Below are 12,029 nucleotides of genomic sequence, written 5' to 3'. Positions count from 1 at the left end.
TTAATATAAAATAGTCATAATACTAAGACATAGTTTAATATAATATAGGCAGATTGATAAGCAGTTCTTCATAAGATAACTTTGATAAAAGTTTTACAATGAAGGACTGCTTTTGGTACATATAAAAGGTTGACTTGTATGATGATATAATATTATAATTAAGTGAATACCTATTGCAGAAATAGTCGATTGTAAAAACTGATAGTTTTAATGAACAGTTATGCAATTGCTTATATTGCAGGAAATATAGAAAGGAGTGTCAGTGAGTAATATAATAAGCCACTGGCGACAAAAGTTATGAAATTTGAAAAGTATTTTGACCACACTATTTTAAAACCGGAAGCTAGCAAAGATGATGTTAAGAAGATTTGTGATGAAGCATTAAAATATGACTTTGCTTCAGTATGTGTTAATCAGTATAATACAAAGTTTGTTGCAGACTTATTAAAAGGAAGCGATGTTAAAGTATGTACAGTAGTAGGTTTTCCTCTTGGTGCAGTATCAACAGCTGTAAAAGTATTTGAGACAGGTGAAGCTATTAAAGATGGTGCACAAGAGATTGATATGGTAATTAATGTAGGTGCATTAAAAGATAAGGATTATACATTCGTTGAGAATGATATAAGAGAAGTTAAGAAAGCATGTGGAGATAAAGCGATTCTTAAAGTTATAATTGAGACATGTCTTCTTACAGATGAAGAAAAAGTTAAAGCATGTGAACTTTCAGTAGCAGCTGGAGCTGATTTTGTTAAGACATCAACCGGTTTCTCAAAAGGTGGAGCAAAAGCAGAAGATGTTAAGATTATGAAAGATACTGTTAAAGATAATGCAAAAGTAAAAGCTTCAGGCGGAATTCATAGTTATGAAGAAGCACAGGAGATGATAAAAGCTGGTGCAGATCGTCTTGGAACAAGTGCAACAATAGCAATCGTTGAAGGTGCAGAGAGATAGTTAAAGAAAAGTGTAAAAAGCCTTTCACCCACCTATGAGCAAGCTCACGTGGGTTTAGACCTTTTGACCCTGGCATCATAAGATATAATAAGAAGCAGAATTAAGAGTACATCTTAAAAATCACGTTTTAAAGATAAGAGTACTATATTAATTCTGCTTCTTTGAATATAGTGGTACTATATTGATTTGAATATGTAAATATTATAAGGTTTATTTAATCATATCTGTCATGCCGGCATCACAAAGGGCTTTGTAGAATACAGTAAGTGGCAGATGTGACTGAGCAAAGTTCTTAGTTCCGGGACCAGGAACTATAACACTATCTTTTACAACTTTTTTTGCACCACCGCCACCTTTGGCAGATGAGATAGTGTTAAGAAATGTTGTTATACCATATGTAAGATATCTGCTGTCACCTGTAAGCTCATAAGTATAAGTTAGAGCTTCAAGGATGATTGTATTGTTACCAAGTCGGCTAAGGCTTGGCAGTTCTTTATATAAAAAGACACCAGTATTCATGTAGCAGTTTTCAATAAGATCATCCATAGAACGTATAATCATATCTTTGATCTCTTGACTTTTATTGATTCTATAATATCTCATAAGACTGCATATAGCTATTGATATCATAAATGGAACACGAATAGTTACTGTATCCATATATAATGCAAGCCAGTGACCATAAGTCTCTTCCCATTCTCTAAAATGTCCAACAATCCAATCACATTTAGAAAGCCATTTTTTATCGAAAGTCTCTTTATATAATGCAACCATGCTTCTTAATGCCCAGCCGGTTTCTCTTGCATTAGTCTCACCTTTTTGCTTGAAAGTATCAGTTTCAAGAAGTCTCATAATATTATCACCAATTTTTAATGCACAGTTTAAAGCATAACTGTCTCCGGTAAAATGATAATAATCAAGCAGGCCTTCTACCCATTCATGGGAGCATACAATCTTGCTGTTAAGACAATGATTGTTAGTATGCATCCATTGACCGTCCATAAGCAGTGGATCATTGCTATAATGACATATATCAACATCCATCCAATGTTCGGCACTTATAAGCATATAGTCTAGAAAACGTCTTGTGCCGGTTCTTGAATAGAGAAGAGCACACTGATGAGGGTAATCATATTCATTGTTAGTCCATACAGGTTCACCATGTCCACGTCCTTGTGAAGTATAACCTGGATCGGGTGCATCTCCCCAGTTAAGAAGACCATAGCATCTTGCATGAGAATCAGCTTTAGATATTATATGGCTCTCAAAAAGTATATTTTCTGTGTCATAGAATATATCTTCAAATACATTAGCATCCCTATAGACTGACTTATCAATATAAGGTCTGTCAGGCATCTGATATATGGAACTTATTCGGTTTATCTCATCATAAGAAGTGTTACAGTCGTGAAAATGAAGTAACATCTTTTGCTGTCGTGCCATACCAGACTGAAATACAATATCCGTAACATCAGGTGGTATAATGGATGCTATAATCCCCTCTTTACTTGCACTTAAAGCCTTTGGATAATTCTGATATGCCTGAAAATGTGTTATAGTGACACCTGTATCACTGCCTGTAGAAGGTGTTACATCTGCAAAAAAAGTACCATAGAAAGTCTCTGACATATGTTCATTAGCATCATATATAAGATAATCACTGTCAATAACCTGGCTTACTTCATTACCTTCATCAGAGATGTTATAGAGAGTTCTGTAATTAGAAGTGGCAACAGCAGATTTACCATTGTTAGAAGGATTAGTATAATTTAGTATAAGTGAATTGACTTTTATGGCATTATCTGTAGAGTTAATGAGTCTGTAAGCCATCTCGAAGTATTCTTTATCATAAAAAAACGTATAGCGAATCTCAACTTTAAGAATAAGTCCTAAGTCAGATATATGATGTCCATACCCTGTTATGATTGTGGCAACAGGTCCGGATTCATTAATAACATAGTGATCTATACAAAAAGAACATTGATCATTATCGTTAATGTTTAGATTTGGACATGAAAAAGCATCCTTTGAAAAGTGACTATTATTAATCTCAATATTATCAAAAAGCGTATTCGCATGTGTTGAGAGTGTAATAGACATAGCACCTGTATTAACTTTAATACTATTATCGGAATTGATACAGATTACTTCTGACAGATTAGCCTTATTAGAATCAGTACAATTAGTGTCAAGAAAATATGTTGTTTTATCATTACCAGGTAAAGTCGCAAAGAATCTTGTAAAAAGCCACTTTACACTGCCATCATCCCATGTAGCTGTGATTGTAGACTGACTTTTTACAGGAACTTTGTTATTATCAAGTATTCTGACATTTGTTGTGCCTTTTAGCTCACCTTTTTTAAAAGGTACAGCAATAGAACATGGTTCATTAATTCGAACATCTTTATACAACTTTTCAAAATTAATATTTACCATAAGAAATACCTCCATGTATTGTTTATTATTAGCTATTATTGATAACCTAGATATAAGTAATGTAGCGATATAGATAATATAACATTTTATCTGTAAAAAAGCTACTTATATATATACTTAACATAAAAAATACAGAAAAATTGCACTATATATTAAATGCAATCTACATCTTGAGGTTTATATTAATGAATTAGCAGTTTAGTGATGATTAATCTATTGTGGTTTACTCTTTAGAAGAAGTATCGTCATCATCTTTAATGCCACGTCCTTTTAGGTATTTGGTAACCATCATAAATATGTAGATAAATACAGGAATTACAATAGTACAATACAAAGATGCCATAAATAGTGACTTGGCAAAAGGCGTCTTAATTATTGCACAGACAAGTGTAAAAATGTACATACCGATGAGTAATACAATACCGGTTATAGCTAAGATTGATTTTTTATTTTTTTTCATAATCATTGATATGTTATATAAGCAAAAAAGGCTGATTGCCATATAACATATATCTCCTTTCGAAAAATATAAGCGGGCAGGTAATGAAGAACTACATTTTTACAAAAAGTAGTTTTCAAATTATACCAAAGTATGATGTATAATAAAATTTTATTGTAAACGTAGTAATACACCTGGTATAAATATTACTTTGCAACAGTGAAAAAGTCAATTATTAAAAGCAGTTTGACAATAAAACTAATATTTATTATAATAGTTGTCAAGAGTCAATATAAGGCAGCAGACGAAGAAGCTGTCATTTTTACAAAATGTAAGAGTAATATACAAATATAAAGTTTCGGAGGCAAATGATATGAGCAAGGTGGCTGTCATTACAGATAGTAACAGCGGTATTACACAAAAACAGGCAGAAGAACTTGGAATAAGAGTTATTCCAATGCCTTTCTTCATAAATGGAGAGGTCTTCTATGAAGATATTAATTTATCACAGGAAGAATTTTATAAAAAACTTGAAGAGGGAGCAGATATTTCGACATCACAGCCATCAATTGGTGATATTCTTGATCTTTGGGACAAGACATTAAAAGAATATGATGAGATTGTCCATATACCAATGTCAAGTGGGCTTAGTGGATCATGTGAGACAGCAATGATGCTTGCTAATGATTATGAAGGTAAAGTATTTGTTGTAGATAACCAGAGAATATCTGTTACACAGAGAATGTCTGTATTAGATGCGATAGATATGGCAGACGAAGGAATGTCAGGGAAAGAGATAAAAGAATATCTTGAAGATACTAAGATGCAGTCAAGTATATATATAACACTTGATACACTCAAATATCTAAAAAAAGGTGGAAGAATTACTCCTGCAGCGGCAGCACTTGGTACATTCTTAAAGCTTAAACCTGTACTTCAGATTCAAGGTGAGAAGCTTGATGCTTATGCTAAAGCAAGAACTCTAAAACAGGCAAAGACAATAATGACAGAAGCTATTATGGATGATTTTGTAACAAGATTTAATGATACAAAAGAAGCAGAGAGTATGAATATTGCAGTAGCATATTCGGGTACAGCTGATGAATGTGAGATTTTTAAAGATGAACTTCAGAAGTTATTCCCAGAACACGATATAATGATGGATCCACTTTCACTTAGTGTATCATGTCATATAGGACCTGGAGCAGTTGCTGTAGCATGTGCAAAGAAGAGAAAGTAACATTAAGATTAATTAATAGCAAAAGTTGATTGAAATTTTTGGCAGGATAAGCTATAATTAGCGGGAACAATTAATTTTTTATTAGAAGGATGGTAGAAAATGGGATTATTACAAACATGGCGTGAATTAGCTTATGAGAGAGAGATGAGTGAAAGAGATAGTCAGATATTCTGGGCTAACTATTTCAACATTGAAAAAGGTATTTATGAGAAGATTCTTGCTAACCCTGATGAAGTAGTAAGTGGAACAGTTAAAGAACTTGCTGAAAAATATGGAACAGAGTTAATGATTATGGTTGGTTTCCTTGATGGAATTGATGAGAGTTTAAAGACTCCTAATAACATCGAAGAGATGACAGAGGATACAGTTGTAAGTCTTGATTTTGATAAAGAACTTTTATATAAGAATATGGTTGAATGTAAAGCTGAATGGCTTTATACATTACCACAGTGGGATTCTTTATTATCAGAAGAGAAGAGAAAAGAACTTTATAAGACACAGAAGTTATCACATACAGTAATTGCTGCACCAAAAGTTGGACGTAACGATCCATGTCCATGTGGTTCAGGTAAAAAATATAAAAAATGTTGTGGTAAATAATCAATAACTTAAAAAGCACGAAAACTTGAAAAATAGTTTTCGTGCTTTTTTTTGCTTGCTCTTTGTAAAGAGTGTGGGTAAAATGTTTGCCTCTTTGTAAGAAACAGATATAAAATAAGCTCTTACAAAGAGTAAGTATTATATATCAATATCATCAGATTCATCAGATTTTCCAAATAATTTCATAAAAGTATGCTTTATTCCAAGCAGGCTGTTTTGAAGCTGATGCTCATTTTCCTTAGAATAACCTACAAGTATCTCCGGATGATCACTTGTCAGACGATCCATTATCAGATCAACATCATCCTTTCTCTTGCCAATACAGACAAAAGTATGCTTATAATCATCTGTAAGATAGAGATTAGATGTTATCTTGAATTTGATAAATAGAAATTTGTGAAGTCTGTTATGATCATATATCCAGGCTATCTTATCTATTGGAACAACATTAACTGAATTAAATCCAAGATCTATGAAATAATTCTCAGTAAGATACATATCTTTTGTCTTGATAATGGTATGATTATTAATCTCATCATCAGCAAGATCTAATATTTTGTGAACATTACCGTGTTTAATCAGTTTGAAAAAGCTGTAATAGCTCTCTGGTACAGCTACATTTATAATCAAAAATAGTATATCAAATATTGAATATAAAAATAGGCAGAACAGACATAATATGAATAGAGGATTCTTAATGTCTGAGTAGTCAAGCTCGCTTACAACAATCTTACTTGATACGTTACTTAGCCCGGTTGATGTCCATGATAAGTCATTGGCAAAATTATCAAGCAGTTTGGTATATACCTGATTGCCTACGATTAATTTTGCTTTAAATTTTACATTATATAGTACATCAGGAGTTGTATTATTAAGAAATGAAGATGATATAAGATAATAGATACATCTGTCATTGTCTATAGAATAATAGAATGATCCTGATTTTTTATTATTGCGAAGGTAATCATATCCTGTATAGTATAGAGTATCTGTCGATATATTGACATGCCTTACACCATCCATAAAGGCAGTCTTGATCTGATCCGGACTGTCTACCTTAACAGGCATAAAGTATTCTTTTATTGGAAAATTTGATATTATAACAATTATAAAAACTAAAAATATAACAGGACAAATAAGATGTCTTAATGATAAGATTCTTATTCTGCTTTTTATTTTATTCTCTTTCATAATTAATCCTCTTCTAAATATATTTTATATACGTTTCATAGTTCTTTTGATATTGTATAATTTGAACGTTTATCTAAAAGTATAGAGGATAATTGAAGCATAATCAAGAAAAACTTGATTTTTAATATGTTTACTGTTAGTATTTAATTTGCAGATTTAGAAAAAGTCCTGCCAGATTGATAGAGATGAGGAATGATATGGAAGCATATAGAAGTTTTGCAAATGTATATGATGAGTTTATGGATAACATACCCTATGATGAATGGGGAAGATATATTCATGAACTATTAGTTAAGAATAATATTGCAGATGGCAGAGTTGCCGAACTTGGATGTGGAACAGGAAGCATTACACAGATACTTGATTCGTATGGATATACTATGACAGGAATTGATATCTCACAGGATATGCTTAGAATTGCACAAGATAAGAGTGCTAAGAATAACAGCAATATTACATATTCTTATGAGAGTATGACTGATTTTAGTCTTGATAAATTGCAAGATGCATGCGTATGTGTATGTGATTCATCTAATTATCTTACAGAAGATGGTGAACTTATGGCATGCTTTATGGCTGTCAGTAAGAATCTTAGAAAAGATGGAATATTGATAATGGACTTTAAAACAGAATATTTTTATAAGAAGGTTTTGGGTGAATGTACAATAGCCGAGAATAGGGATGATGCAAGTTTTATCTGGGAGAACTATTATGATGACAAAGATAAGATTAATGAGTATATTCTTACTTTATTTATAAAAGAAGATAGTGATATGTTTAACAGATATGTGGAAACACATTATCAGAGAGCATATAGTATAAGAGAGATAAAGGAAAGTCTTACATATTCAGGACTTAAACTTTTAAATATATATGAAGCATTTACAAACAAAAAACCGGATAGACATTCAGAAAGAATATATCTGATAGCAAAGAAGGAGTAATTAAGATTATGGTAATGAAAGATTATATTGTAAGAGCGACAGCAGCACATGGTCAGATTAGAGCATTTGCAGTTACATCAAGAGATACAGTAGAAAAAGCAAGAGCAGCACATAATACAAGTCCAGTAGTAACAGTAGCACTTGGAAGATTATTAAGCGCAGCATCAATGATGGGAATAATGATGAAAGGTGATGACGATCTTCTTACTATTAAAATAGAGAGCAATGGACCTGTTGAAGGTCTTACAGTAACAGCAGATTCAAAAGGACGAGTAAAAGGTTATGCATTCAATCCTAATGTAATCATTCCTAATAATAGCAAAGGACAGTTAGATGTTGCTTCAGCACTTGGTCTTGGTGTAATGAGTGTCATTAAGGATATCGGACTTAAAGAACCTTATGTAGGACAGACAATTCTTGTTACAAGTGAGATTGCAGATGATATCACATATTATTTTGCAACAAGTGAACAGGTTCCATCAAGTGTTGGTCTTGGCGTTCTTATGAATAAAGATAATACAGTAGAGCAGGCAGGTGGCTTTATAATTCAGCTTATGCCGGATGCATCTGAAGATATAATTGACAAGCTTGAGAAGAGAATCGGAGAGATTAAGTCAGTTACAGAGATGCTTGAGAATGGTATGACACCTGAGAATATATTAGAGCATATTCTTGGTGATATGGATCTTGATGTACTTGAGACAATACCAACAGAATTCTATTGTAACTGTTCAAAAGACAGAGTAGAGAAAGCAATTATAAGCATAGGTAAAAAAGATATTCAGGAGATGATAGATGATGGCAAAGAGATAGAAGTTAATTGTCATTTCTGTAATACAAAATATACATTTTCTGTAGAAGAGCTTAAAGATATTCTTGAAAAAGCAAGATAATCAGTGATTAGATTGGGAATGTTTTAATATTCAAAGTTTTAAATAGAAGAATGATATACAATGATTAGCTGTATGTTGTTCTTCTATTTTTTTGGCTCTTTGTTAGGAAGTGGGAGTAAAACTTTTTATAATATGATGAGAAAATTTCTTAATTAGCATATCTATATGACATTGGCAGTTGTTATGGTGATTAAAAAAATAGTGAAAAAGTCGCTTATAGATATTTTATAGCTATATGTGCATAATAAATAAAAATAATTAGTATATCTTCTAAACTAACTATATACAAGAGAGAAAAATGGTGATATTATTAATAAGTGAGAAGAACTGTAAAAACAGTATGTATTAGAAAAAAAGATTATACACATTAGCAGGAGGTTTTTTAAAATGAAGAACATACCAGAAGTAAAGATTGCGATAGCAGCAGTAAGTCGTGACTGTTTTCCAATGGAATTATCTGCAAACAGAAGAAAGGCAGTCGTAGAAGCATATAGACAAAAAGGACTCAATATATATGAATGTCCGGTAACAATTGAAAGTGAAAAAGACATGAGAGCAGCACTTAGTGATCTAAGAGCTAATGATGTTAATGCACTTGTAGTATTTCTTGGCAATTTTGGACCTGAATCTGCAGAGACATTACTTGCCAAAGAATTTGGTGGTCCTGTGATGTTTGTCGCAGCAGCTGAAGAGACACAGAATAATCTTGTAAGTGGAAGAGGAGATGCATACTGTGGTATGCTTAATGCAAGTTATAATCTTGCACTTCGTAATATTAAGGCATATATTCCTGAATATCCTGTTGGAACAGCAAAAGAAGTAGCTGATATGATTGAAGAATTTCTTCCTGTAGCAAGAACAATTCTTGGATTATCAAGCCTTAAGGTTATCTCATTCGGACCTCGTCCACAGGATTTCCTTGCATGTAATGCACCAATTAAGCAGTTATATAATCTTGGAGTTGAGATTGAAGAGAATTCAGAACTTGATCTGCTTGTTGCATATAATGCGCATAAGGATGATGAGAGAATACCATCAGTTATAAAAGATATGGAAGAAGAACTTGGAGAGGGTAATAAGATGGCAGGAATTCTTCCAAAACTTGCTCAATATGAACTTACACTTCTTGATTGGATGGAAGAACATAAAGGTTCAAGAGATTATGTAGTATTTGCTAACAAATGCTGGCCATCATTCCAGACAGAATTTGGATTTGTACCATGTTATGTAAACAGCCGTCTTACTAAGATTGGAATACCTGTTGCATGTGAAGTTGATATCTATGGAGCATTAAGCGAATATATTGGAACATGTGTATCTAAAGATGCAGTAACACTTCTTGATATTAACAACAGCGTACCGGCAGATATGTATAAAGAGAGTATTGAAGGAAAATTCCCATATACACACAGAGATACATTCATGGGATTCCACTGTGGTAATACACCATCATGTAAACTTACATCATTAACAATGAAATATCAGCTTATTATGCACAGATCACTTGAACCTGATAAAGAACCTGATATAACAAGAGGTACTGCAGAAGGTGACATAGTTCCGGGCAATATTACATTCTTCAGACTTCAGAGCACAGCTGATGCTAAGTTAAGAGCTTATGTTGCAGAAGGTGAAGTACTTCCTGTTGCTACAAGAAGTTTTGGCAGTATAGGTGTATTTGCGATACCTGAGATGGGACGTTTCTATCGTCATGTACTTATAGAGAAGAATTATCCACATCATGGAGCAGTTGCATTTGGACATTATGGAAAGGCAATTTTTGATGTATTAAGATATCTTGGCGTTAGTGATCTTGCATATAATCAGCCAAAGAGCGTGCCATATAAGTCAGAGAATCCATTCAAAAGATAATCTTGCAAGAATTGAGAATGTAGGAAACTGAAGTGGTAAAAAAAGTTTTTGAATATATTAAGTAAATAGTATGAAAAATTAAATAATACTATAATTTATTAAAATATTGACACAAATCTAAAAATATGTTATTCTTATTGTGTTGTTAAAAGCAACAAGAGTAACATATTTTTTTATTTAATTTTGGAGGTATTTAGGATGAACAAAGGTACAGTTAAGTGGTTTAACAACCAGAAGGGTTACGGATTTATTTCAGATGAGCAGGGTAACGATGTATTCGTACATTACTCAGGACTTAACATGGAAGGCTTTAAATCTTTAGAAGAAGGCGCTTCAGTAGAATTTGAAGTTGTTAATGGAGCTAAAGGTCCACAGGCTACTAACGTAACAAAATTATAATCCAAAGCGTTTCAAAAGTGCCTTTTGAATATTTGATATTTGAATAGCAATTATTGTGATAATTTAGATTATATAAGGGTTACATCGGATTGACGATGTAACCCTTTTTATGTTATTATACAAGATGAATTATCAATTAATCTGGAGGAAAAATATAATGTTATTAGAGTACAATTTGTCTGTTAGTACAGGCTCAATTACAGCCATGACACTTTCGGGACTGGCAGCTTTTGCAATGCTTGTCGTTGCAATAATCCTATTATTTAAAAAGTATAAAGCAAAATTTATGCCAATGGTAATTGGAGCAATATGTTATTTTGGTTTTGCATATATGTTATATATGATTGTTACAGCAGCATTATTAAGCATACCTGGTGCAAGAGAAGCTGTTGATAAGACAATTGTAACGTCTATTATTCGTAGTGCACTTCCACTTGGAATAACAACATTTGCAGGTCTTTATGTTGGTGGAAAAGTGCTTTTTGGCAATAAAGCTGATGAAAGATATCATTCAGTTCAGAATGCATTAATATTTGCTATTGGATTTACTTTTGTAAGTACAATATATATAGCTTTTAATTATCTTACTTATGTATCAGTTGCACAGGCAATTAATGAGACTGGTATAGATGGACTACTTGCTACTATGGCAGACGATGATGGAACTATGGAGAGCATGATGGTTAATATGTGTAATAGCAGTGCATGGTCATTCCTTGTAGGAGGACTTAGCAGAGTTGTTGTAATGGTATTTGAGATGGCAATATGTTCATTAATATATGCTGTTATGAAAAAAGGACTTGATAAAAAATGGATGTATATAGCTTGTATAATGCAGGTTGTATTTACATTCCCACAGACAATCATAGAGACTGGATATAAAGTTAACTGGTATGTAAGTCTTTTAGCAGAAGTAATAATTGCAGCAGTTGCAGTAGTTATTGCGTTAAAATTTGTAAAACCATTAATTAGTACAGAGATAGAAAAAGTTACAGTAAAAGAAGAAAAGAAGGCATTTCCAAAATTTGATAATAATTTGAAAAATCAATAGAAACAGAGGGTTA

11 protein-coding genes are annotated in these 12,029 nt (G+C 32.5%); 8 read left to right on the top strand and 3 right to left on the bottom strand.

Annotation, left to right across the window (positions count from 1 at the left end; translation table 11 throughout):
- Window positions 1-297: 297 nt before the first annotated feature.
- Window positions 298-951, top strand: coding sequence for a deoxyribose-phosphate aldolase (gene deoC, locus KQI85_RS01565; RefSeq protein WP_216574334.1), 654 nt, complete (start codon window positions 298-300; stop codon window positions 949-951).
- Between the two features lie 210 nt (window positions 952-1,161).
- Here deoC and KQI85_RS01560 read toward each other — a convergent pair whose 3' ends face one another.
- Together KQI85_RS01560 and KQI85_RS01555 are read right to left on the bottom strand one after the other, a co-directional pair.
- Window positions 1,162-3,387, bottom strand: a complete 2,226-nt coding sequence (locus KQI85_RS01560) for a beta-L-arabinofuranosidase domain-containing protein (RefSeq protein ID WP_216574333.1) — start codon at window positions 3,385-3,387, stop codon at window positions 1,162-1,164.
- Window positions 3,388-3,610: 223 nt separating this feature from the next.
- Window positions 3,611-3,889, bottom strand: a complete 279-nt coding sequence (locus KQI85_RS01555) for a hypothetical protein (RefSeq protein ID WP_216574332.1) — start codon at window positions 3,887-3,889, stop codon at window positions 3,611-3,613.
- Window positions 3,890-4,199: 310 nt separating this feature from the next.
- On the opposite strand from KQI85_RS01555, the gene KQI85_RS01550 reads away from it, so the two are divergent.
- Entirely contained in the window at window positions 4,200-5,066 is an 867-nt protein-coding gene (locus KQI85_RS01550) for a DegV family protein (protein WP_216574331.1), read from the top strand.
- A gap of 99 nt (window positions 5,067-5,165) precedes the next feature.
- Entirely contained in the window at window positions 5,166-5,666 is a 501-nt protein-coding gene (locus tag KQI85_RS01545) for an SEC-C metal-binding domain-containing protein (protein ID WP_216574329.1), read from the top strand.
- Window positions 5,667-5,804: 138 nt separating this feature from the next.
- Here the strand turns inward: KQI85_RS01545 and KQI85_RS01540 are convergent, their stop codons facing one another.
- Window positions 5,805-6,857 carry a DUF6709 family protein gene (locus KQI85_RS01540; protein WP_216574327.1) on the bottom strand — a complete coding sequence of 351 codons (1,053 nt, stop codon included), beginning with the start codon at window positions 6,855-6,857 and terminating at the stop codon, window positions 5,805-5,807.
- A 197-nt stretch (window positions 6,858-7,054) separates the two neighbouring features.
- Here KQI85_RS01540 and KQI85_RS01535 point away from each other — a divergent pair, with 197 nt between their 5' ends.
- The 5 genes from KQI85_RS01535 to KQI85_RS01515 all read left to right on the top strand — a co-directional run bounded on the left by KQI85_RS01535 (window position 7,055) and on the right by KQI85_RS01515 (window position 12,016).
- Window positions 7,055-7,801 carry a class I SAM-dependent methyltransferase gene (locus KQI85_RS01535; protein WP_216574326.1) on the top strand — a complete coding sequence of 249 codons (747 nt, stop codon included), beginning with the start codon at window positions 7,055-7,057 and terminating at the stop codon, window positions 7,799-7,801.
- A gap of 14 nt (window positions 7,802-7,815) precedes the next feature.
- Complete coding sequence (hslO, locus tag KQI85_RS01530; protein WP_216574492.1) at window positions 7,816-8,694, top strand: Hsp33 family molecular chaperone HslO; 879 nt, start codon at window positions 7,816-7,818, stop codon at window positions 8,692-8,694.
- Window positions 8,695-9,081: 387 nt separating this feature from the next.
- A complete protein-coding gene (locus KQI85_RS01525; RefSeq protein ID WP_216574325.1) occupies window positions 9,082-10,566 on the top strand; it encodes an L-fucose/L-arabinose isomerase family protein in 1,485 nt (494 codons plus the stop codon).
- Window positions 10,567-10,764: 198 nt separating this feature from the next.
- The gene (locus tag KQI85_RS01520) at window positions 10,765-10,965 is read left to right on the top strand and encodes a cold-shock protein (protein WP_216574323.1); all 201 of its coding nucleotides are present in this window, start codon (window positions 10,765-10,767) and stop codon (window positions 10,963-10,965) included.
- Between the two features lie 157 nt (window positions 10,966-11,122).
- Window positions 11,123-12,016 carry a YhfC family glutamic-type intramembrane protease gene (locus tag KQI85_RS01515; RefSeq protein ID WP_216574322.1) on the top strand — a complete coding sequence of 298 codons (894 nt, stop codon included), beginning with the start codon at window positions 11,123-11,125 and terminating at the stop codon, window positions 12,014-12,016.
- Window positions 12,017-12,029: the final 13 nt, after the last annotated feature.

The organism is Falcatimonas sp. MSJ-15 (assembly GCF_018918265.1).
Classification (GTDB): Bacteria; Bacillota; Clostridia; order Lachnospirales; family Lachnospiraceae; genus Falcatimonas.
This window is presented reverse-complemented; position numbering and strand designations above follow the sequence as displayed.